The organism is Citrobacter sp. Cf116 (assembly GCF_030336505.1).
In the GTDB taxonomy this organism is placed as follows: Bacteria; Pseudomonadota; Gammaproteobacteria; order Enterobacterales; family Enterobacteriaceae; genus Citrobacter; species Citrobacter freundii.
Genome location: NZ_JAOWEQ010000037.1, coordinates 600,937 through 623,982, shown reverse-complemented (window position 1 = coordinate 623,982; position 23,046 = coordinate 600,937). Strand labels below are relative to the sequence as shown.

20 protein-coding genes and 1 pseudogene are annotated in these 23,046 nt (G+C 50.4%); 11 read left to right on the top strand and 10 right to left on the bottom strand.

Going from position 1 to position 23,046, the window contains the following annotated elements:
* The first annotated feature begins 4 nt into the window (after positions 1–4).
* A complete protein-coding gene (gene sufE, locus OGV74_RS12375) occupies positions 5–421 on the top strand; it encodes a cysteine desulfuration protein SufE (RefSeq protein ID WP_003029378.1) in 417 nt (138 codons plus the stop codon).
* Between the two features lie 123 nt (positions 422–544).
* On the top strand, positions 545–1,549 hold the full coding sequence (gene ldtE / locus OGV74_RS12370) for a L,D-transpeptidase LdtE (protein WP_086504232.1): 1,005 nt from the start codon (positions 545–547) through the stop codon (positions 1,547–1,549).
* A gap of 68 nt (positions 1,550–1,617) precedes the next feature.
* On the opposite strand, the gene lpp is transcribed toward ldtE, so the two are convergent.
* The 7 genes and pseudogenes from lpp to OGV74_RS12335 form a co-directional block, all read right to left on the bottom strand.
* A complete protein-coding gene (gene lpp / locus OGV74_RS12365; protein ID WP_003029373.1) occupies positions 1,618–1,854 on the bottom strand; it encodes a murein lipoprotein Lpp in 237 nt (78 codons plus the stop codon).
* 309 nt (positions 1,855–2,163) lie between these two features.
* A complete protein-coding gene (gene pykF, locus OGV74_RS12360) occupies positions 2,164–3,576 on the bottom strand; it encodes a pyruvate kinase PykF (protein WP_086504231.1) in 1,413 nt (470 codons plus the stop codon).
* A 7-nt stretch (positions 3,577–3,583) separates the two neighbouring features.
* Positions 3,584–3,778: a protein YnhH gene (gene ynhH, locus OGV74_RS12355; RefSeq protein ID WP_242637968.1), complete on the bottom strand. Its 195-nt coding sequence runs from the start codon at positions 3,776–3,778 to the stop codon at positions 3,584–3,586.
* Positions 3,779–3,990: 212 nt separating this feature from the next.
* Positions 3,991–5,334 (bottom strand): APC family permease, encoded by a 1,344-nt coding sequence (locus OGV74_RS12350; protein WP_003836577.1) that lies wholly within the window; start codon positions 5,332–5,334, stop codon positions 3,991–3,993.
* A gap of 20 nt (positions 5,335–5,354) precedes the next feature.
* The gene (locus OGV74_RS12345; RefSeq protein WP_086504230.1) at positions 5,355–6,248 is read right to left on the bottom strand and encodes a proline iminopeptidase-family hydrolase; all 894 of its coding nucleotides are present in this window, start codon (positions 6,246–6,248) and stop codon (positions 5,355–5,357) included.
* Between the two features lie 61 nt (positions 6,249–6,309).
* Positions 6,310–7,047, bottom strand: a complete 738-nt coding sequence (locus tag OGV74_RS12340; protein ID WP_003836572.1) for a glutamine amidotransferase — start codon at positions 7,045–7,047, stop codon at positions 6,310–6,312.
* Positions 7,048–7,059: 12 nt separating this feature from the next.
* Positions 7,060–8,286: pseudogene (locus OGV74_RS12335) on the bottom strand (ribokinase).
* A 494-nt stretch (positions 8,287–8,780) separates the two neighbouring features.
* Here OGV74_RS12335 and OGV74_RS12330 point away from each other — a divergent pair.
* Genes OGV74_RS12330 through OGV74_RS12320 form a run of 3 tightly spaced genes read left to right on the top strand, consistent with a single transcriptional unit; the run spans position 8,781 to position 11,298 of the window.
* The gene (locus OGV74_RS12330) at positions 8,781–9,803 is read left to right on the top strand and encodes a methionine ABC transporter ATP-binding protein (protein ID WP_086504229.1); all 1,023 of its coding nucleotides are present in this window, start codon (positions 8,781–8,783) and stop codon (positions 9,801–9,803) included.
* Entirely contained in the window at positions 9,796–10,464 is a 669-nt protein-coding gene (locus OGV74_RS12325; protein WP_003029361.1) for a methionine ABC transporter permease, read from the top strand. The genes OGV74_RS12330 and OGV74_RS12325 overlap by 8 nt, the downstream gene beginning before the upstream one ends.
* Before the next feature lie 21 nt (positions 10,465–10,485).
* A complete protein-coding gene (locus OGV74_RS12320) occupies positions 10,486–11,298 on the top strand; it encodes a MetQ/NlpA family ABC transporter substrate-binding protein (protein WP_016150148.1) in 813 nt (270 codons plus the stop codon).
* A gap of 80 nt (positions 11,299–11,378) precedes the next feature.
* On the opposite strand, the gene ttrA is transcribed toward OGV74_RS12320, so the two are convergent.
* Genes ttrA through ttrB form a run of 3 tightly spaced genes read right to left on the bottom strand, consistent with a single transcriptional unit; the run spans position 11,379 to position 16,194 of the window.
* The gene (gene ttrA, locus OGV74_RS12315) at positions 11,379–14,444 is read right to left on the bottom strand and encodes a tetrathionate reductase subunit TtrA (RefSeq protein ID WP_086504228.1); all 3,066 of its coding nucleotides are present in this window, start codon (positions 14,442–14,444) and stop codon (positions 11,379–11,381) included.
* Positions 14,437–15,459, bottom strand: a complete 1,023-nt coding sequence (ttrC, locus tag OGV74_RS12310) for a tetrathionate reductase subunit TtrC (protein ID WP_086504227.1) — start codon at positions 15,457–15,459, stop codon at positions 14,437–14,439. Before ttrC ends, ttrA begins: the two co-directional genes overlap by 8 nt.
* Positions 15,460–16,194 carry a tetrathionate reductase subunit TtrB gene (gene ttrB, locus OGV74_RS12305; RefSeq protein ID WP_353622705.1) on the bottom strand — a complete coding sequence of 245 codons (735 nt, stop codon included), beginning with the start codon at positions 16,192–16,194 and terminating at the stop codon, positions 15,460–15,462. It abuts the gene before it with no gap.
* A 227-nt stretch (positions 16,195–16,421) separates the two neighbouring features.
* Here ttrB and ttrS point away from each other — a divergent pair, with 227 nt between their 5' ends.
* The 6 genes from ttrS to OGV74_RS12275 all read left to right on the top strand — a co-directional run bounded on the left by ttrS (position 16,422) and on the right by OGV74_RS12275 (position 23,021).
* Entirely contained in the window at positions 16,422–18,155 is a 1,734-nt protein-coding gene (gene ttrS / locus OGV74_RS12300) for a tetrathionate respiration histidine kinase TtrS (RefSeq protein ID WP_086504962.1), read from the top strand.
* Positions 18,130–18,714 (top strand): tetrathionate respiration response regulator TtrR, encoded by a 585-nt coding sequence (ttrR, locus tag OGV74_RS12295; RefSeq protein WP_286520873.1) that lies wholly within the window; start codon positions 18,130–18,132, stop codon positions 18,712–18,714. The genes ttrS and ttrR overlap by 26 nt, the downstream gene beginning before the upstream one ends.
* Positions 18,715–18,806: 92 nt before the next feature.
* On the top strand, positions 18,807–19,016 hold the full coding sequence (gene fumD / locus OGV74_RS12290; RefSeq protein ID WP_003029345.1) for a fumarate hydratase FumD: 210 nt from the start codon (positions 18,807–18,809) through the stop codon (positions 19,014–19,016).
* Between the two features lie 480 nt (positions 19,017–19,496).
* Positions 19,497–20,123: a ferredoxin-like protein gene (locus tag OGV74_RS12285; protein WP_003029338.1), complete on the top strand. Its 627-nt coding sequence runs from the start codon at positions 19,497–19,499 to the stop codon at positions 20,121–20,123.
* A gap of 119 nt (positions 20,124–20,242) precedes the next feature.
* Entirely contained in the window at positions 20,243–22,345 is a 2,103-nt protein-coding gene (locus tag OGV74_RS12280; RefSeq protein ID WP_086504225.1) for an aldehyde ferredoxin oxidoreductase, read from the top strand.
* Between the two features lie 10 nt (positions 22,346–22,355).
* A complete protein-coding gene (locus tag OGV74_RS12275) occupies positions 22,356–23,021 on the top strand; it encodes a YdhW family putative oxidoreductase system protein (protein WP_086504224.1) in 666 nt (221 codons plus the stop codon).
* Positions 23,022–23,046 lie beyond the last annotated feature (25 nt).

Below are 23,046 nucleotides of genomic sequence, written 5' to 3'. Positions count from 1 at the left end.
CGTTATGGCTGCGCTACCGGATAAAGAAAAGTTGTTGCGTAATTTTCTGCGTTGCGCTAATTGGGAAGAGAAATACCTGTACATTATTGAACTGGGTCAGCGTTTGCCGGAACTAAACGACGACTTACGCTGCCCGGAAAATAGCATTCAGGGATGCCAAAGCCAGGTATGGATTGTTATGCGTCAGAATGGCGAAGGGATTATTGAATTACAGGGCGACAGTGATGCGGCAATTGTGAAAGGGCTTATTGCCGTGGTATTCATTTTGTATGATCGCATGACGGCCCAGGATATTGTGAATTTTGATGTGCGCCCGTGGTTTGAAAAAATGGCGCTCGCACAGCATCTCACACCGTCTCGTTCACAAGGGCTGGAGGCGATGATTCGGGCTATTCGCGCCAAAGCCGCAACTCTTAGCTAAACTGATAAAACACGTCAACTTTCAGACCGACTTGAAAGCGTTCGTGTAAGGCAACGCAGTGACTCGTAGGCCGGATCGGGCGCTCGCCGCCGTCCGGCAAGAACGCCAGGGGGGTGAGTGAGTATGAAACGCGCGTCTGTTATTACGTTAATGCTAATCGGCGCCTACAGCGCTATTCAGGCCGCATGGGCGGTCGATTATCCTTTGCCCCAGGCGAACAGCCGCCTTGTTGGGCAAAACCAAACCTACACCGTGCAGGAAGGCGATAAAAACCTACAGGCGATAGCCCGTAAGTTTGATACCGCTGCAATGCTGATCCTTGAAGCCAACAATACTATTGCCCCCGTACCTAAACCCGGAACGCTGATCACTATTCCCTCACAATTACTGCTACCGGATGCACCACGCGAAGGCATTATTGTGAATCTGGCGGAATTGCGTCTGTATTTCTTCCCGCCGGGAGAGAATATTGTTCAGGTATTCCCGATTGGTATCGGTTTGCAGGGGCTGGAAACGCCGGTAATGGAAACCCGGGTTGGGCAGAAAATCCCGAATCCAACCTGGACCCCTACACCAGGCATCCGTAAACGCTCTCTGGAGCGCGGCATCACATTACCGCCTGTTGTGCCTGCCGGACCAAATAACCCGTTAGGACGCTTTGCACTGCGTCTGGCGCATGGAAACGGTGAATATCTGATTCATGGCACCAGCGCGCCGGACAGCGTGGGCCTGCGAGTGAGTTCTGGGTGTATTCGCATGAACGCGCCGGATATCAAAGCGTTGTTTGCTCAGGTCCGCACAGGCACGCCGGTCAGGGTGATTAATGAGCCGATAAAATATTCGATAGAGCCGAACGGCATGAGGTATGTCGAAGTGCATCGACCGCTGTCGCCTGAAGAGGAACAAAACGTCCAGACCATGCCGTATGTGTTACCAGCCGGCTTTACCCAGTTTAAAGACAATAAAGCGGTGGATAACAGTCTGGTGGAAAGGGCGTTGTATCGTCGTGCAGGTTATCCGGTCACCGTCACTGCCGGGCAAGCATCGGTCGCGAGCAATGGGCCAGAAGTGAAGTCTGCGCAAAATGGTGTGCCGGGAGAAGATGCTGAGGTGCGCGCTACGCAATAACAGGGAAGGGGAATTCAGAGCAAAAAAAATGGCGCACAATGTGCGCCATTTTTATTACACAGATACTATTACTTGCGGTATTTAGTAGCTGCGTTGTCCAGACGCTGGTTAGCGCGAGCTGCGTCATCTTTAGCAGCCTGAACGTCGGAACGCATTGCGTTCACGTCGTTGCTCAGCTGGTCAACTTTAGCGTTCAGAGTCTGAACGTCAGAAGACAGCTGATCGATTTTAGCGTTGCTGGAGCAACCTGCCAGCAGAGTAGAACCCAGGATTACCGCGCCCAGTACCAGTTTAGTACGATTCATTATTAATACCCTCTAGATTGAGTTAATCTCCATGTAGCGTTACAAGTATTACACAAAGTTTTTTATGTTGAGAATATTTTTTTGATGGGAATGCACTTATTTTTGATCGTTCGCTCAAAGAAGCATCGAATTGTGCAAAAACGGCTAAAAAACCGAGTGAAAACAGAAAGCTTCCATCGGATTCATCTTAGATAATCACGGATTAGATAGTGAAATCCGATTTGATTTTTTATTAATTGTGGCTATCGATTAAATAAAAAAAGCGCCACCAGGGCGCTTTTTTAAGCAAATTAATTCGCGATGGAATTATTACAGCACGTGAACGGATGCGGTGTTGGTGGTGCCGCTCGGAACCAGTGCACCAGAAACCATAACCACAACGTCACCTTTCTGAGCCAGACCGCTTTCCAGAGCGACTTCTTTACCCAGGCGATAGAAATCATCGGTAGAGCTGATTTCTTTAACCACCTGTGCAACAACGCCTTTGCTCAGCACCAGCTGACGCGCGGTAGTTTCGTTGGTGGTCAGCGCCAGGATGGTAGCATCCGGGAAGTATTTACGTACTGCACGAGCAGATTTACCACCCTGGGTTGCGACGACGATCAGCGGCGCATCCAGTTTTTCAGCAGTTTCAACCGCGCCACGGCAAACGGCTTCGGTGATGCGCAGTTTGCGGCTGTCGTTGTTGAAGTCCAGACGGCTGGTCATCACACGGTCAGTACGCTCACAGATGGTCGCCATGATGGTAACGGCTTCCAGCGGGTATTTACCTTTTGCTGACTCGCCAGACAGCATTACTGCGTCGGTACCGTCGAGGATGGCGTTCGCTACGTCACCGGCTTCTGCACGGGTCGGACGCGGGTTTTTGATCATGGAATCCAGCATCTGGGTCGCAGTGATAACGACTTTACGTGCGCGGATACATTTTTCGATGATCATTTTCTGCGCGAAGATAACTTCTTCAACCGGGATCTCAACGCCCATATCGCCACGCGCAACCATGATGCCGTCAGACGCTTCGAGGATTTCGTCGAAGTTGTTCAGGCCTTCCTGGTTTTCGATTTTGGAGATGATCTGGATGTTTTCGCCGCCGTGCGCTTTCAGGTGCTCACGGATTTCAACGACGTCAGAACGTTTACGGATAAAGGACGCTGCAACGAAGTCAACGCCTTGCTCGCAACCGAAGATCAGGTCTTGTTTGTCTTTTTCAGCCAGTGCTGGCAGTGCGATGGAAACGCCCGGCAGGTTAACACCTTTGTTTTCGCCCAGGTCGCCGTTGTTCAGCACTTTACAGATAACTTTGTTACCTTCGATGGCGGTAACTTCCATGCCGATCAGACCATCGTCAACCAGAACGGTGTTGCCGACGGACAGATCTTTCGTGAAGCCTTCATAAGTAACAGCAACGATTTCGTTGTTGCCTACGACAGATTTGTCGGTGGTGAAGGTGAAGGTCTGGCCTGCTTTCAGGGAAACGTCGTTACCGCCTTCCAGTTTGATGGTACGGATTTCCGGACCTTTGGTGTCGAGCAGGATTGCTGCTTTCTTGCCGGTTTTGTTCATGACGTTGCGCAAATTCTTGATGCGCTGACCGTGTTCTGCATAGTCGCCGTGAGAGAAGTTCAGACGCATGACGTTCATGCCCGCGTCCAGCATTTTGGTTAACATCTCTTCGGATTCGGTTTTCGGACCGATGGTGCAAACAATTTTCGTCTTTTTCATGACAGTCTTAGTCTTTAAGTTGAGAAGGATATGGAAATCTGGCTCCCGCCGCGCACGGACGGGAAGCTAAACCTGAGTTACGAAAGTTGTGATGCCTCGCTCTAAGGATAGGTGACATCGAAAGAGCGTGCAGAGGAATGTGTGCTTGTGTTTCAGCCCAACGGGATGGTGAGTTTTGTAGTCGTTGAGTTTTACAGGTCAATGTGCTGAAACCATTCAAGAGACAATTGGCGCGCATTATACGCTGAAAATTATCAAAAAGGAAAATGGAAACAGCGTTTCAAAACACTTCTGTGCAGTTTTACAAAGAATCAGCATTAAATTGTTTCGGGTTGGTTAACAAAACACCGCCCAACTTCAGACGGTGTTGCGCAACAAGAAAAAAATAACGTATTGCAAACTCAGCATTCAGCCTTAGTCGAGCAGCTTTCGCCCCTCAAGATCGATATGGATGTCCTGCTTATGCGCTTTCCGATACCACAAAACCGCCAGACCGATTACAGACCAGATAACCCCGAGCGTCAGCGCGTGAATGTTCATATTCATACAGACATAACCAATGACGACCATCCCCAGCACAGGAGAAATCACATGAGGGACAAAACGACGATGCTCTTTCATCTTTACGTTGTAGAGCACGAAGACACTCAGGTTCACCATAAAGAATGCGAAAAGCGCACCGAAGTTGACAAGGGTGGATATGGATTCAATTTTCCCGGAAAACAAGTAACTAAGGAATAGTGTCACAGCCCCGGTGAACAGAATTGCATAGTCAGGTGTTTTTCTTTTACTGTGCACATGCGCCAGAAATGTGGGTAACATTTTATCTCGCCCCATAGAGAACAGGACGCGCGATACGGCGGTTTGCGCCGTAATGATATTCCCGACTGCGCAAACGAACGCTACGATGATAGAAAATGCAACTTTAAGCCAGATGCCGCCAACATCGCCTGCAATCGTGAAAAAGGCCTCGTTAGTTTCTGTACCTTCCGCAAAACTGTCGATTTTACCCGTAGCGAATGCGGCAAAGGTCACCACAATAATAAACAGCACGGTGGCCAGGATAAGGGCGAGAAGGGTTGCCTTACTGACTGCTTTCCCGCCGCCTTCGCTTTCTTCACTTAGGGTACTAATGGCATCAAATCCGAGGAAGTTGAGCGCCGCAACAGAGATCGCGGTAGCAATTAAGCCAGGCGTAAACCACTGAGAATCAAAAAAAGGTTTGAAAGAAAATGACACGTGGCTGCTATCAAGCATCAGCAGTCGCAAAATCAGCACCACAAAAATGGCCAGAATACCGAGTTGAATAAAGACCAGCAGTTTGTCGAATTTAGCCGTTTGTTGTATTCCCAAATAATTTATGCCCGTTCCGATAGCCACATAAATTAACGGCCATACCCAAATCGGTATTTGCGGAAGTATTGCATGAACAGCAACACCGCCCAGGACGGCAACCAGCGTAGGGAATAACAGATAATCCAGCAACAAAATCCATCCGGTGAGAAAACCCACAGCGGGGTTGATGCACACGCCTGCATAGGTATAAGCCGACCCGGAGGATGAGATGTGCTTTGATAATGTTGAATAGCTGTGGGCGGTAAAAAACATCGCGATAGCGCCAATAATATACACGAGCGCGACCATGCCATGAGATAAATTATATACGACGCCATATAGAGAAACCGGCGCGATCGGCACCATAAATACCAGCCCGTACAGCACCAAATCTGTGAGAGATAACTTTTTTATTTTACTCATAGTAAACACCTCAATTCGTGTTAATCAAGGCCTCGTAAAAACTCACGGACAGCAGTGAGGCAAGGCTCGGTATTTTCTTCATGTGGGTTATGGCTGCTGTCAGGAATCGTGACACCCCGACAGTGGGTTATATGGGTAATAAGCGGTTGAACGACCTGTGATGTCGCCTGATCATACTCACCATGAAGGACTAATCCTGGGCATCGAATCTTGTGCAATGAACGGGTGATGTCCCACTGCGCCAGCAAGCCATACACCGCAAGTTCATTCGCGCCCCATAGCACATGGTAGGCGGTGGGATCGGCGGCAAATTGCGCATCAGAACGCTGAATATGCAGCGGTTCTTGCGCCAGGGAATAAACATGTTTTTTGTAGTAGGCAATAAGTTGTTCAGGCGGATGCTGATAGATTTTTGCCTGCATAATGGCATCGTCTGACATTGCATCAGCGCCAGTCGTGAGTTCTTTAAACAATCGCAGTACTTCGCTTTGCCAAAGTGGGATGCTGGCGGGAGCGCTGGCATATATCACACCACTCAACCCTTCCGGTTGCGTGCAGGCGTGCTCTGCTGCCAGCATACCTCCCCAGGAATGTCCGAGTAATGAATATCGCTGACCAATATTCAGATGACTGATTAATTGGCGAAGTTGCTGAAGATAACGTTCTATTGTCCAGAATGAGGCATCCGCCAGCGGAAAATGCGTCGAACGACCACAGCCATATTGATCGTAAAATATCACCATGCGTCCATCATCAGACAGCTCATGATAATTTAATAGATAATCAAAACCGCCTGATGGACCGCCGTGTAAGATAATTAATGGCATTAATTGAGATGCCGGGTCGCCATAAATACGATAGCTGGTTAATATGCTATCGCAAAACATTTCACCATATTTGTAGTGACTTTGCATATTTTTAACCGATACGGAGGGAAAAGGGCAGGTGATTCAATAATCACCTGCAGATTGGCGTTTATTTTTTAATTGCTTGCAGAACGTTACACCAGAATGACTTGTAATGTTCCCATTGCATAAATTGCGGACTTCCCCAGTGCGGTGCGCAATCACTGGCAAAACAGCCGACTTTGCCTTTATTGTACTCACCGAGAACTAATAGTGGGTCGTCATTTATTTTGACCAACGTGATGCTGTTTACCTTGGCACGCAATTTGTTATAACCGAGCAAGGGGGGCCACTGTGTCAGGTCTTGCGTAATGACATGCTGTTCCTCCGTGTTGATTGGGCAGCATCCTTCCGGAATTTCAACGCGATCATCATGCTCCAGCATTTCGACAGGCAAAACTTCGGCCAGCAGGGTGTTTTTATAATTTGCTTTCGCTTCAATGCCGGTGAAGGAAAGGTATCCGCCAATCATTAACAGACCGCCGCCATTTGAGACATATTCTTTAATCAGCGCTAACGCATTCGGGATGATATTCATCTGATAAAAAGTTTTGTTTTGCAACAAAAAGGTATTGCTGCCTATATCGCTAATCACGATAGCATCGTATATATCAAGTTCCTCTACCGTTTGCGGGAAGCGGGTTTGTACAATATGCGCTGGCATGTAGTCGATAGTGATATTTTGCTGGCGCAGACAGGATAATAGATAGTCAGCGCCTTCTTCGTATTTACTGGATGTGAAGCTGTCATATCCCTTAGAATGAATCATATGAATATGCCATGACTCACCGATAAATAAAATTTTCATACTAAGATCCTATTATTTGATATTAATAATATCATGCGATTGAGTGCGCATCCGGTGTAGTACCAGCTCATGCTGCGGCATGCTCGATGCACCTTCTTGTTCAACTGCCAGTGAAGCAAAGGCAGAGGCATACTGAATGGCTGATACAAGGTCTGATTTACGGGCAAGTGAGGCGGCCAGTGCGCCATTAAATGCATCACCCGCGCCCGCAGCATCTTTGACGACGGCACTCCAGGCTGGGATAAACAAAGTACGGTGGCGTTCGCACAGTAATGATCCTTGTGCGCCGAGAGTGATAATGACCTTCTCAACGCCTGATTGCAGAATGATATTCCCTGCTTTTTGGGCATCATCAATATTTAAGATTGTAATACCCGATAAAAATGATGCTTCTGTTTCATTAGGTGTTAAAATATCTATTGAAGGTAATAAACGGCTAACATTTTTGGTATAAGGTGCCGGATTCAAAATAATTGTCTTGTTTGCTAATTTACCCAAGCGAACAAATTATTCAATAGCATCGATATTAGTCTCCAGTTGCATTAGCAAAACGTTAGCTTCAGATATATGACCCTGCTGTTCATTAATTTCGTGCCTGGTTAGCATCATATTGGCACCAGGATAGATAGCAATGATATTATCACCATCCTGCTCTGAAACATAAATTAATGCACTTCCGGTGGGTGCATCATCAGTCTGATAAGCACAATATGAATTTATACCAGATTGGATAATATGATTGAGGGCAAAAGAGCTAAACTGATCTTTACCTACTTTAAAAATAAAGTGGACGTCGGTGCCAGCATTATTTGCGGCCAATGCCTGATTAGCACCTTTACCTCCTGGATAAAAACCGAACTGGCTTGCGAGGATTGATTCGCCGCTTTGCGGAAGCCAGGGGACGGTAGCCGATACATCAATATTAAATGAACCTAAAATACAAACTTTTCCCGACATTTTCGTGCCTTCTCTATGTAATCGAAAATCTTTGTTTGCCGGAGTTGAAATTGTGCCGGAGATATCAATTTTATTTTCTGTTATCAACTTGCTTAATGCCTGGCGGTTAACAATACCACCACCGTAACAACGCAAAAGCATACCTGTTTTCTGAAAATAACAAAGATCTGAACGAATAGTCTCCTGGCTAACATTAAAAAGAACGGCGAGTTTGCTCACGCTGACACTATGATCTTTGATGAGCAAGTTAAGAATAGATGTACGCCTTTCTTCTTTAAACATTAAAGCCTCCGTGTATTTTGCTGAATTGTATTTATAGTAATGTTGCCATGTGGTGAAATGAATCACAGATCATGCTGTAAACCGGAAGCAAAACCAAATTATTGAGAATAATAAAAAGTGGATTACACGTTCTTTATTTTTATATGTTTACAATTAATGGACGATATCTTGTGAGCGCAGTCATATATTATTTTTGCAACTTCCTATATCTCATTTAAAAGATGCAGGCTTGCTCGATTCAGTTATAAATTGATATGGGTTGAGATAAAAAAAACAGTGAACAAAAATGTCAGGAGTTTTTCCATCATCGTGGCTGGGATAGAACGGATATTTGTTCAGTGTTCGCGACATATATATCTAAATGTTATATCAAATACTTTTTAATTCATTTTAAAAGACCATTCCGCTGATTACACTTGTTTGGACATCCATACTGCTAAACAGCCAAAAGCGATAGCAGAAGAACAATAAGCAGCAGCGGATACCCAAACGACATGATTGTCCTGAAAAATATTTCGAAAGTGTTTACGCCAGGCAGGCTTGCCATTACCGCTGTCGATGACGTCAACCTGACGGTTGAACAGGGACAGATTTACGGCATTATTGGTTACAGCGGAGCAGGTAAAAGCACCTTAATTCGTTTGCTCAATGGGCTGGAAAAACCGACCTCAGGCAGCGTGATGATTAACGGCCACGATATCTCTGCCGCCCGTGGGGAATCGTTACGCCAGGCACGACTGAAAATCAGCATGGTGTTTCAACACTTCAATTTGCTGTGGTCACGGACCGTTAGCGAAAATATTGCTTTCTCTATGCAAATCGCTGGCGCGTCCAAAACGTCCATCAAACAGCGGGTTGCTGAACTGATTACGCTGGTTGGGCTGAGCGGTCGTGAAAATGCGTATCCGTCCCAGCTCAGCGGCGGGCAAAAACAGCGTGTAGGAATTGCCCGCGCGCTGGCGAACAATCCGGATGTCCTGCTGTGTGACGAAGCCACCTCGGCGCTGGATCCGCAAACTACCGATCAGATCCTCGATTTACTCCTCGATATTAACCGTCGCTTCAAATTGACCATTGTGCTGATCACTCATGAAATGCACGTAGTACGCAAAATCTGCGATCGCGTGGCGGTAATGGAAAATGGCAAAGTTGTTGAGGAAGGCGACGTACTTAGCGTCTTTACCCATCCACAGCAGCCGATCACCCGACAGTTCGTTCGTCAGGTGAGCCAGTACACCGAGGAAGACGAGTTTAATCCGCAGTTGGCAAGCGAGCTTGACGGCGTAGTTATCAAGCTTACGTTTACCGGGCAACGCACGCACCGGCCTGTGGTTGGCGAGTTGACCCTGCGCTATGGGCTGCCATTCAATATCTTGCACGGCAAAATGACGCAAACCGCACACGGTGTGTTTGGTCAACTTTGGGTGCACGTGGTGGCCTCTGAGGAACAATTGAACAATATTTTGGCCGACCTGCGCCAGAGCGACATTGAAGGCGAGGTGATTCAACATGGCTGAAGAACTGTTTCCCCATCTGAAGTGGGAGCAACTGTTAGCGGCAACCCAGGAAACGCTGTATATGACAGCCCTTTCGGGTGCTGCGACCTTTATTCTGGGCATCGCGCTTGGTCTGGCATTGTTCCTGACCGCGCGCGGCGGATTGTTCCCCAACCGAGCGGTATATAGCGCTATTTCGCTGGTGGTGAATATCTTTCGTTCAATCCCATTCATCATTTTGATCGTGCTGCTGATCCCGTTTACCAAAGCGATGGTAGGCACCATTCTCGGCGCCAATGCCGCGTTGCCTGCGCTGATCGTCGGTGCTGCGCCGTTTTATGCACGTCTGGTCGAAATCGCTCTGCGTGAAGTTGATAAAGGCGTTATTGAAGCGACACGTTCGATGGGCGCACGGCTGAGCACGCTTATTTTTCGGGTTTTACTGCCGGAATCCTCTCCTGCTCTGGTGTCCGGGATCACCGTGACGCTAATTGCGCTGGTTAGCTACAGCGCGATGGCAGGGGTAATTGGTGCCGGTGGTTTAGGGAATTTGGCCTATCTGGAAGGATTCCAGCGCAACCACAGCGACGTCACGCTGGTGGCGACGGTGACGATTTTGCTCATTGTCTTCATCATCCAGCTTTGCGGCGATGTGATCACCTCTCTGTTAGATAAACGCTAATAAAATACGGAAACCATCATCATGAAAAAATCACTGACGTTACTCGCCGCAGCGACCTTAAGCGCCCTGAGCTTTGCCTCGTGGGCAGACACTCTGACCGTTGGTGCGTCTAACGTGCCGCACGCGGAGATCCTTGAACAGGCCAAACCGATTCTGGCGAAACAGGGGATCGATCTGGAGATTAAACCGTTCCAGGATTACATTCTGCCGAACACCGCGCTGGCTGGTCGTGAGATTGACGCTAACTACTTCCAGCATATTCCGTACCTGAACAGTGTGATTAAAGATCATGCGGGCGATAAAACGTATGACTTCGTCAGCGCCGGAGCAATTCACATTGAGCCAATTGGTATCTATTCGAAAAAAGTGAAATCGCTTAAAGAACTACCGGAAGGCGGCAAAGTCATCATGCGCGATGCGGTATCTGAGGAAGGCCGTATTCTGTCGATTTTCGAAAAAGAGGGTGTTATTAAGCTGAAGCCGGGCGTGGATAAAGTAACCGCGCGCATTAGCGATATCGTCGAAAACCCGAAAAAGCTGAAGTTCCTGCCAAACGTGGAAGCCGCGCTGTTACCGCAGATGTATAACAACGACGAAGGCGATGCGGTGGTGATTAACGCCAACTACGCCATCGACGCCGGGCTGGATCCGGTGAAAGATCCGATTGCCGTTGAAAGCGGTGAAAACAACCCGTACGCCAACATCATTACCGTGCATCGTGGCGACGAGAAGAAGAAGGATATCGTCGCATTGGTCGATGTCCTGCACTCCAAAGAAATCCAGGACTGGATCCGTACTAAATATAAAGGCGCGGTGATCCCGGTTAATAACTGATCCGCTTTTTGCCGAGTGGCGGCAGTGCCTTATCCGGCCTACGACGTCTTGTAGGCCGGGTAAAACGCGTTCACGCAGAGCTAAACTCGCTCAATTCTCGCTGGCAACCCCTGACGTACCGACGCACCCGACACCCAGTCAAGCCAGGTATTGGCAACCTGCCGGGTAGGATCCGCAAAGCCCAAATCATTGAGATTAATCCCTGACTTTATCTGTGCATCAAATGCCATTGGCTTGCCGTCGAGCGTATGCTGAGCTGCGCCCATCTCTTTATGCCCGTAACCGTGTTCAATGGCGATGACACCCGGCATGACGCCATGCAGCAGACTTATCTGCGCTTGCGCCTGACCGCCAGGGGTGGTGATACGCACGATATCGCCATGTGCTAAACCATACCGCTGACCATCCTGCGGATTGAGCGCCACCAGATTAACCGGTTTCAGATGATGAAGGCGTGGGATAACCGCCGTGGCGCTGGACATGGTATTGGATTTAAAGGAAATCAGTTTCAACGGCCACTCTTGTTCCGGGAACAACTCCTCGACCGCACGTCCATCAGACAGACGTGAAGGATACCAGGCCGGGCAACCGCTGTAGCGCTCGCCGGTAATTGCATGACGGTGCGCGGCGACGTTCGCATTCCAGATTTGGAGCGGTTTTTCCCAGGCATTGCCGACGCGGTTATCAACTCGTCCGCTGATGTCCGGCGCAAAGCGCCCGCCGCGGGAGTAGATAAACGCAACTCGGCTGATTTCATCGGGTTTCAGCGTTTGGGTCATCACAGGCATGATCCGCTGTACTCCGGTCAGCGCTATGTCTTCCGGCTGTGCCTCTGCAACCGGGGCTTTGCCCATAAACGCAATATTGGCGGCGAGGCGCAGGTAGTAATCTTCCGCACGATTCAACGGATAGTGATTACCTTGCGGATCGGTAATCGCATTGTCGCCGAATCCAGGTAGCCCAATGCGCTTTGCCACTGCGATACAGAAAGATTCCATCGAGGCCGATTGACCGTCAGCCGTGAGGCTGGTCGCAGGTCTGACGACAGGCCAACGCGCGGTGGTGGCTTTGCTGGCCACGCCTGCCCACGGAGCGCTAAATCCCCAGCTTTCGAAGTTGTGGGTATCCGGCACGATGTAATCTGCCAGCGCCGTGGTTTCGTTCATAAAGGCGTCAATCGCGATAAACAGCGGCAAACGAGCAGGATCCTTGAGCTTTTCTTCCGCCACGGCGCGCAACCCTGCAATGCCGTAGAACGGATTGGTCATGTTTGAGATCCAGGCTTTCAGCGGATAAGGGTAACCTTCAAGCGCCGAGACGAGGAGTTCGGTAAGCTGACCTGCGACAAACGGATACCACGGGGCCTTAGCCGGGAAGGGGGATTGTCCGGCAGCTACCTTATTGCGGTACTCTTCGGAAGACTCATAAGCGGTTTTACTGCGCGCGATGCTTAACCCTTTCGGTTTTACCTTCCCGGCGAAGCTGTCCATGTTGTAGCGCGGACCGTCGGTGGCACCATTGAATTTGCCGCCACCAACAAACACACCGCCTTCAAGACTGAGGTTGCCAATCAGCGCATTGAGCATCATTACCGACCAGGCGTTATAAAATCCATTGCCTGCCATCATTCCGCCGTGCGTAATTACTGCCGCTTTACGTCCGTGGCGGGTGAATGCGTCGGCCAGAGCGCCAATGTCTGCTTCTGACACCCCACACTGCTGGCTGTACTGCGTTAGCGACAGTTTCTCTGCGGACTCTCGTAGACACTGGAAGCTGCTTTTTACCGTTACCGTCTGCCCGTCAGCCAGCGTCACCTCGCGGGTAACAAACAGTTGCGCACGCGGGCAACTGTTGGCGGCGACAATCTCACCGGCCTCGTTGACGACCACCGGCTCCTGGGCGGCGTTTGTGCTCAGATGGGCGAGGGTCAGGTGTTGTCCGGCAAGTGTTGGAATTTCATCGGTAATCACAAGATGAGTGGCGTTAGTCCAGCTTTTTTCTCCTGCCTGCTGCATGGCCTGCACGCCGGGAATGGCGAGATAATCAGCGTTATAGCGTTGTTTATCGATAATCCAGCTTATCATCCCCATCGCCAGCGCGGAGTCGCTTCCCGGTCGTACGGGCTGCCAGTGGCCGCGATCGTCAGCCAGCACCGTGGTTAATGGCAGGGCGGGCGCTACCACAACATAGCGGAAGTCGTCACGTAAACGGGCGCTGGCCAACTGGCGGGCCTGGCGCTTAAACGGGTTGCCGGATTGCGCCGGAGAGGTGCCCATAAACAGCGCGAATTCGACGTTATCCCAGTCTGGTTTCACGTGGGTATTTTTATCCAGATCGCCCATTAACGCACCGGAACCGGCCCGATAGGCCAGACCGCAGTAAGCGCCATGAGCACCGAAATTTTTACTGCCGAAACTGTTCAGTGCGAAGCGACGTAGAAAGGTATCACGTCCTTCATCGCTGGTATTAGTGACCAGCAGTTGATTGGATTTTGGGCCAAAGCCGGGATGTTTCGCATCAAGCGGTGTAGCGGGATCGTGGATGGCTCTCAGACCATCAACGTGGCCTTCACCAAACAGATCTCCGCCTTCCACCACCTCTTTGATCAGCTGTTCGAAGCTGATGCGCTGCCATTTTCCCTCACCGCGCTTACCGACGCGCTTCATGGGCTCCAGAATACGTAACGGGCTGTACAGACCTTCGAGTAAAGTTGCACCACGGGCGCAGGCGGTGGAACGTGCGTCAAGACCTGACTCCCCGGCCAACTGTTCCATTGCCGTGGTAAAGGGGACGGAGGCGTCTATATGGTGCTCGTGCGACAACGGATGATAAGGGTTGCCCGCAATGCGCAGCACCTTGCCTTGCTCAGTGTCAACGCGAACCCGCACGCCACACTGCGTCCAGCAACCAAAACACTGTGTCATGGAGATCACCTGCTGCGGGTTTTGCTGCCAGTGCGGCCGGGCGTTGGCTTCAGGGATGAGCGCGTTTGCAAAGATGCGGTCACGGGTAATTTTGCCCGAGGTTCCATCCAGCAAACCGTCTATCGCGCGCTTTGCCACATCCCGATAACTCAGGCCAAAAGTCACCATGCCACCTACGGCAAGGCCCACTTTAAGCCACTGACGACGGGTTAAATTAGCCATGTTGCATTCTCCTTGCGATCGCGTTCAGGGCTTCACGAACAATAATAATCAGTGCTATCCACAGGCCGAAGGTACCCACAATGGCCAGCCAGCCATCGGTGCCGCTGGGCAGGGTGTAGGGATTAAACTGCGCGTTAAATTTCGGTACGGTCTGCACCTGGATGAGTAACGTCCAGCGCATTAGCCAGCACAGCGCCATGGCGCTAAAAGCGAGTAATATGCGCAGCGGCAGCGACAAGGGGTAACGTACAACCAACCCACAAAGAACAAGTGAAACAAGCCATAACGCAACCCAACCGATAGCGTAGTGTTGTGCTGAAGAAGCCACATCCAGCCATTGGCGGATAGCCGAACCGGAAAGCGTATTACCGCTCGCCCAGATCAACACCACGATAGCCAGTGTGATCAACGTGACCATTTGCCCCCACGCTAGCTTACGCGGCAGTACGCCTTTGCTATTTGTCGTGGCAATAAGCAGGGCAAGAAACGTTTGCAGCGCGCTGAGGAACATCGCAACCGGAAAGGCGTAACTGAACCAGATGGGCCGCGCCTGCACCACCGACACTTCACGGCCGGTGTAAACCAGCAATCCGATGGCGGACAATGCGCTACCAAGTGCTAACCATTTTGTGACGTTGTAACTTTTTAGCGTTAGCCGTTTAACGTGCTGCGCCAGAAACCACAGACCTAAAAAACCGGTAAACAGCGGTAAGAACAGTGCGCCCCACGGCATCCAGGACCAGGGCGTCGGATACGCATAGAAATGCCAGACGCGGGCGGTTTGGTGTAGATCAGCGGTCAGCGCCAGCGGTGCGGTAATCGCGCAGGTCAGGGCGATTAACAGCGTCAGATTCTCCAGATCTGCCGTTTCTTTTTTGCGCCAGTGGAGAACGCAGGCAAACAGTGCGGCGCAGGCGGCAATGCCGATGAAAAAGAAATATTGTACGGCCCAGGGTAACCAGCTTACGTCCTGGGGATGGGCCAGAACCTCGTCGATAATTAGTGAATGGTTCATTTAAACCTCCTGCCAGAGAGCGGGTTGAGCACGTCCAATCAATGGGGTGACAAATGCCTCATCCAGTCCCAGATAGAACACGTGAGGAGACGTACCGCTTTCCGGCTTCAGGACTTTGATGGTGTCATGGTGTTCATGCAGCATTTGTGAAATGCGGCTGTGTGGATCTTTAATATCACCAATGATGCGCGCGCCGCCGACGCAGGATTCTACACAGGCCGGAAGCAGCCCCGCTTCGAGGCGGTGAACGCAGAAGGTACATTTATCGGCGGTTTGCGTTTCATGGTTGATGAATCGCGCATCATAAGGGCAGGCCTGCACGCAATAGGCGCAGCCAACGCAGCGTGTGTTGTCGACCACTACGATGCCGTCTTCGCGTTGGAAAGTGGCCTGTACCGGGCAAACGGGCACGCAAGGGGGATTATCACAATGGTTGCACAGTCGTGGCAGCAGGACGTTGGTGACACTTTGCTGACCGTCAATCTGTACTTGATACTGGTTGACGAGGGTACGAAATTCGCCCTGTGGCGTCTGGTTTTCAATGGCGCAACTGACGGTACAGGCCTGGCAGCCAATACAGCGTCGCAGGTCAACCAGCATGGCGTAGCGATGCTGTTGTGAGCCTTCATGGCGTTCAGGCGAAAAGGGAAATTTCGCCTGAGCCAGCGGAACCAGTGATGCGCCAGCGGTCAGGACGCCAAGTTGCTGGAGAAACTGCCGTTTACTGCTGTCCATATTTTCTCCCGTCACGATGCAACAACGAAACATTGGTCACGCCGTTGATTTGCGTGTGATGAATAAAGAATCTCAATGATTTACAGTGTAAAAATCGTGACGGGGTATACTCTATTGTGGTTAACCACATACCCGGCTTGTTGTTGATCTAAAACAACATAATTGACAGGGATAATTGAGTGGGACGCAACGTAATAAGATGTCTGACAGTGCTGGCGTCGCTGTGGATGCTAAGCGGCGCGGTCAGGGCGCAGACATGGAACATTGGCGTTTTGGCGATGCGCGGGGAAGTCTCCACACGTAATCATTGGCAGCCGCTGGAAACATTGTTGAATCAGCAAATCCCCGGCGAACAGTTTCATATTCAACCTCTGGATCTGCACCAGATGCAGGAGGCGGTGAATCGTGGAACGGTGCAGTTTGTTGTCACTAATCCGGCGCAGTTTGTTCAGCTAAACAGCCGTTCTGCGCTGCGCTGGCTGGCGTCGCTACGCTCCACCCGTGGTGGGAAAGCCACCAGTAACGTGATCGGCAGCGCGATCCTCGTCAGACGCGACAGCGGGATAACCTCCCCACACGATCTAATCGGCAAAACGGTTGGCGCCATTGATGCTCAGGCGTTTGGCGGCTATTTGCTGGGATATAAAGCGCTCAGTGATGCCGGTCTGCGCCCTGAACGCGATTTACGTCTGACGTTTACCGGATTTCCCGCCGATGCCTTACTCTATTTATTACGTGAAAAAGCCGTGCAGGCGGTGATCGTGCCGGTGTGCCTGCTGGAAAAAATGGATGAAGAAGGCCTCATTCGTAAAACCGATTTTATGACCGTGTTGAACCATCCGACCTCAATTCCCTGTCTGACCAGTACACCGCTCTATCCTGACTGGTCATTTGCCGCACTACCTGCAGTGAGTGACGAGCTGGCCGATCGCGTCACGCGGGTGCTGTTCAATGCACCGCAAAACGCGACATTTCGCTGGGGAGCGCCCGCCTCGACCCGCGAGGTGGAAGCGTTGTTGCGCGATGTCCGCCAGCATCCGCAGCAGCGTCAGCTGTGGCTGGATGTCAAAAGCTGGTTTATTCAACATCGGCTGGCGATGGGAGCTGCGGCCATCGTGCTGTTGTTGCTGACGCTCAACTACATCTGGGTAATGCTGTTGGTTCGCCGACGCGGCAGGCAGCTAGAGCGGAACAACGTGTTGTTGCACAAACAGGAACAGGCGCTGGAGACTGCCCGACAAATGAGCGTGCTGGGGGAGATGACCTCCGGTTTTGCCCATGAGCTCAATCAGCCGTTGTCAGCTATCCGCCATTATGCCCAAGGCTGTCTGATTCGCCTGCGCGGTCAGGATGAACAGCATCCGTTGCTGCCCGCGCTTGAGCACATCGACACCCAGGCACAAAGGGGGGCCGATACGCTGCGCAATCTCCGGCAGTGGGTCAGCCAGGCACAGGGCAATCCGGTACTTCCCGATGACTGGCAAGCCATCAACGTTCACGATGCTATCCATCACGTCTGGCAATTACTGCGCATGCCCCAGCAATTCCCGGCGGTAACGCTGCACACACAGGTCAGCAAGGCGTTAACATTGACGCTGCCAAGCGTTCTTCTTGAGCAGGTGCTGGCCAATCTGGTACTCAATGCCGCCCAGGCAGGGGCTACCACAGTATGGTTTAGCGCCCTGCATAAGGATGGTGGTGTGAGTATTCAGGTGCAGGATAATGCCGGAGGCATTGACGAGGGGCAGTTGTATCAGGCGTTTCAGCCGTTTATGACCACTCGCAAAGAAGGCATGGGACTAGGACTGGTCATTTGTCAGCGACTGGTGCGCTACGCAAACGGAGATATTGAGATCAACAATCAGCAGGCCCCGGACGGAAAAGCGGGGGCGAGAGTGACATTATATTTTAAACCAAATCGGGAAGGAGGCCGTAGTGGCGATAATTCATCTGCTGGATGACGACATTGCCGTCACCCAGGCCTGCGCGTTTTTATTGGAAAGTCTGGGATATGACGTGTCTTGCTGGGAGCAAGGTGAGAAATTCCTCGCTGAGGCAAATCTGCACCAGGTGGGTGTACTGCTGCTGGATATGCGTATGCCGGTACTGGATGGGCACGCTGTGCATGAAATCATGCGTCAGAAAGCAAGCACGCTGGAGGTGGTCTTTCTCACCGGGCATGGCGATGTGCCGATGGCGGTTGAGCAAATGAAACGTGGCGCGGTCGATTTTTTGCAAAAACCGGTGTCAGCCGTGCCGCTTCAGGCAGCATTAGAACATGCCTTGCAGGTCTCGGCAGCGGCGTTCTCGCGACAAGAGATCATCTGCTGCTATCAACAACTTACGCCAAAAGAACGGGAACTGGCGCATCTGGTAGCAAAAGGATTAATGAATCGGGAAATTGCTGATGCCATGAATATTGCCGTGCGTACGGTTGAAGTGCACCGGGCGCGGGTGATGGAAAAAATGCAGGCGGGAAGTCTTGCTGAGCTTGTAAATCGACTTCAGAGAGTTCAGTAGAATGATGACATTTCTTTGATTTTCATTGAATTTTGTCTAAATCCTCAGAGTGATATATGCTGTTGGTTTGAGTTAATGACGAGCGGGCAAAAATGGGAAATCAGACGAAAGACGACGAGTTGTACCGTGAAATGTGCAGAGTAGTCGGTAAAGTAGTGCTGGAAATGCGCGATCTGGGACAAGAGCCTAAGCATATCGTCATTGCGGGAGTACTGAGAACCACCCTTGCGAACCAGCGTGTGAAGCGCAGTGAGTTAGAAAAACAGGCTATTGAGACCGTAATTAAAGCATTGGCCGGATAATCCGCAAAAAGAGGGCGGTAGTTTCTCTCGCCGTCCTCTTATTCTCATTACGTTAATCTATCAATAATTATAATTTAGTGTTGCAATTAACGCCATCCAATTCGTTATATATTTAATTACATGTCGAATGATATATAAAATATATATGAGAGTGGAGTCACAAATATTTGCAAGATATATGAAGTGCTATTTCAATTTATCTTAATGATAATAAATCTCACTCCGCATTAATTATATCCCTTCCGTTTTTTAATTGATGACGATCAAGACTATGTATGCTGAATAACCACATTATTTCTGTGACTAACCCTAAAGGATTAGATTCATTCAGTTTAACCACCGTCATTTATGCGATCAGGTTAGGGCAAAAATTTACGTGTTGTTGGCAACATTAACCGCCCGATATGGCTTGAGCTGCGTTGGTTTAAATTAGCCTGAAGGTGTTGCTACCACAGCATTTGCGAAGAGGATGCGAAATAAATGAACCAGGTTGATCGTCCATTTTTAGATTGTGGTTTAACGCGACTAGAATTTCTGCGGATATCAGGAAAAGGACTGGCGGGATTAACGATTGCTCCCGCGCTGTTATCCCTTTTTGGTTGTAAGCAGGAAGATGTCGATAGTGGGACTGTTGGGCTTATCAATACGCCTAAAGGGGTTCTGGTGACCCAGCGAGCTCGCTGTACGGGCTGTCACCGCTGTGAAATTTCCTGTACCAATTATAACGATGGTGCGGTGGGTACCTTCTTTTCCCGGATAAAAATCCATCGCAATTTCTTCTTTGGCGATGATGGTGTCGGGTCCGGTGGTGGGCTGTATGGCGATTTAAACTATACCGCAGATACTTGCCGTCAATGCAAAGATCCGCAATGTATGAAGGTCTGCCCAATAGGCGCAATTACCTGGAAACAGGAAGACGGTTGTATTGCGGTGGACCACAAACGCTGTATTGGCTGTAGCGCGTGTACCACAGCCTGCCCGTGGATGATGGCGACCGTAAATACCGAAACGAAAAAGTCCTCAAAATGTGTGTTATGCGGGGAATGCGCCAATGCTTGTCCGACTGGGGCATTAAAAATTATCGAGTGGAAAGATATTACTGTTTGATAGATAGCAGGCATACCTGATTCGCGCCATTAATTGCCAAAAATACCGCAGTTTTGGATAAAAAGCTGCCTGAAGAATGGCGGGTATATCTATTAAATCTTCTTGCAAAGGAAAACATGATGGCTAATGGTTGGACAGGTACTATTTTACGGGTCAATCTCACCACGGGGAATATCACCCTTGAAGATTCCAGTAAATTTAAAAAATTTGTCGGTGGGATGGGCTTTGGTTATAAAATTATGTACGACGAAGTCCCGCCAGGCACCATGCCTTTTGATGAAGGGAATAAGCTGGTTTTTGCCACCGGACCATTAACGGGTTCTGGCGCTCCCTGTAGCTCCCGCGTCAATATCACCTCCTTATCAACATTTACCAAAGGCAATTTAGTCGTGGATGCCCATATGGGGGGATTCTTTGCCGCGCAAATGAAATTCGCCGGTTACGATGCGATTATTATTGAAGGCAAGTCCGCATCACCGGTCTGGATCAACATTAAAGACGATAAGGTTAGCATCGAAAAAGCCGATTTCCTGTGGGGTAAGGGGACGCGCGCCACAACTGAAGAAATTTGTCGCATCACCAGCCCGGAAACCTGCGTCGCCGCGATAGGCCAGGCAGGGGAAAATCTGGTGCCGCTCTCCTGCATGATCAACAGTCGCAACCACAGCGGCGGAGCTGGTACCGGCGCAGTAATGGGCTCGAAAAACCTGAAGGCTATTGCGGTAGAAGGGAGCAAAGGCGTCAATATTGCCGATCGCAAAGAGATGAAACGGCTCAATGACTACATGATGACCGAGCTCATCGGCGCTAACAACAACCACGTTGTGCCAAGCACCCCGCAGGCCTGGGCAGAATACTCTTCGCCAAACTCGCGCTGGACGGCGCGTAAAGGGCTGTTCTGGGGCGCAGCAGAAGGCGGACCAATCGAAACCGGGGAAATCCCGCCGGGCAACCAAAATACGGTAGGTTTCCGTACCTATAAATCGGTGTTCGATCTGGGGCCAGCCGCAGAAAAATACACGGTCAAAATGAGCGGCTGTCATTCATGCCCTATTCGTTGTATGTCACAGCTCAATGTTCCGCGGGTGAAAGATTTTGGCGTGCCGAGTACCGGCGGCAACACTTGTGTGGCGAACTTTGTGCACACCACCATTTTCCCCAATGGCCCGAAAGATTTTGACGATAAAGACGATGGGCGCGTGGTGGGAAACCTGATTGGTCTGAACCTGTTTGACGATTACGGTATCTGGTGTAACTACGGCCAGTTGCACCGTGATTTTACTTATTGCTATTCGAAAGGCGTCTTTAAGCGCGTACTGCCGGCTGAAGAGTATGCGGAGATCCGCTGGGATCAGTTGGAAGCGGGTGATCCTAATTTTATTAAAGACTTCTACTATCGGTTGGCGCATCGCGTGGGGGAACTCAGTCACCTTGCGGACGGCTCGTATGCCATTGCTGAACGCTGGGATTTGGGCGAAGAGTACTGGGGTTATGCCAAAAATAAACTGTGGTCGCCGTTCGGTTTTCCTGTTCACCATGCGAACGAGGCTTCAGCGCAGGTGGGGGCGATCACTAACTGTATGTTTAACCGTGACTGCATGGCGCACACCCATATCAACTTCATCGGTTCCGGTTTGCCGTTGAAATTGCAGCGCGAAGTGGCGGGCGAGCTGTTTGGTTCACAGGATGCCTACGATGAAACCAAAAACTACACCCCGATCAATGCAGCCAAGATCAAATATGCCAAATGGACGCTGCTGAAAGTCTGTCTGCATAACGCGGTTACGTTGTGTAACTGGGTTTGGCCGATGACGGTTTCACCACTCAAGAGCCGTAACTATCGCGGAGACTTGGATCTGGAAGCGAAGTTCTTCCAGGCAGTCACCGGTGATGAAACCACGCAGGCGAGTCTGGATCTGGCCGCTGAACGCATCTTTACTTTGCATCGTGCTTATACGGTCAAACTGATGCAAACCCAGGATATGCGCAATGAGCACGATCTCATCTGCTCTTGGGTATTCGATAAAGATCCGAAGATCCCGGTCTTCACTGAAGGAACCGACAAGATGGACAGGGAGGATATGCGTCAGTCATTGACGATGTTCTATCAGGAAATGGGCTGGGATCCAGAGCTGGGTTGCCCAACGCGTGAAACCCTGAACCGACTCGGACTTGAAGACGTGGCAGCTGATTTGGCGGCGCAAGATCTGTTGCCAGCGTAAGGAACGTGAGATGACTAACGTGAGCAACGTTCTGGCACCCGTAGAGGCGCTTCCTGACGAGGTTGATAGTCAAAAGAGACACTGGCTACAGGCCTTTCACTCGCCGGTAGAACAGGTGACTGCGCCGCAGGTTCAGGATCCTGCCAGCCCGGAGTCGATTGTGGCAGATTTTATCCGCCAGCATTCGGCATCCGGGCAATTGGTGGGGCGCAGCGTGTTTCTGCAGCCACCTTATTCGGTCCCTGAAACCGATCTATCCGCGCTGCTGGATGCGCTGTGTCAGGACGCAATTAACGCGGATATCACCCGCGTGCAGGGCGCGGAAGATGTCTATTTCTACTCAACGCAAACCATGACGGCAAACTACGCCGACATGTGTGTGCAGGTGGTGGAAAACGACATCTGCCGTGCGATTGCCGAGGCGGTACGCTTCGACGGCCGCACGTATCCTCGCCCCTATAAGGTCGCCATGTTGACGCAACCGCCGTATAGCTTTGAATCTCAGCAGATTACAGCGGCGCTAACGGCTATGGAAACGCATCCCGATTACGCAGATATACGTACTGTGGAATCGTCAAATGCGGAACCTTATCTGTTTAGCGAACGTTTTATGAGTTACGGCAAAGCGTACGGCCTGTGTGAATGGCTTGAGGTTGAGCAGTATCAGAACCCCTGAATTATTCAGGTTGATGTCATGGAAC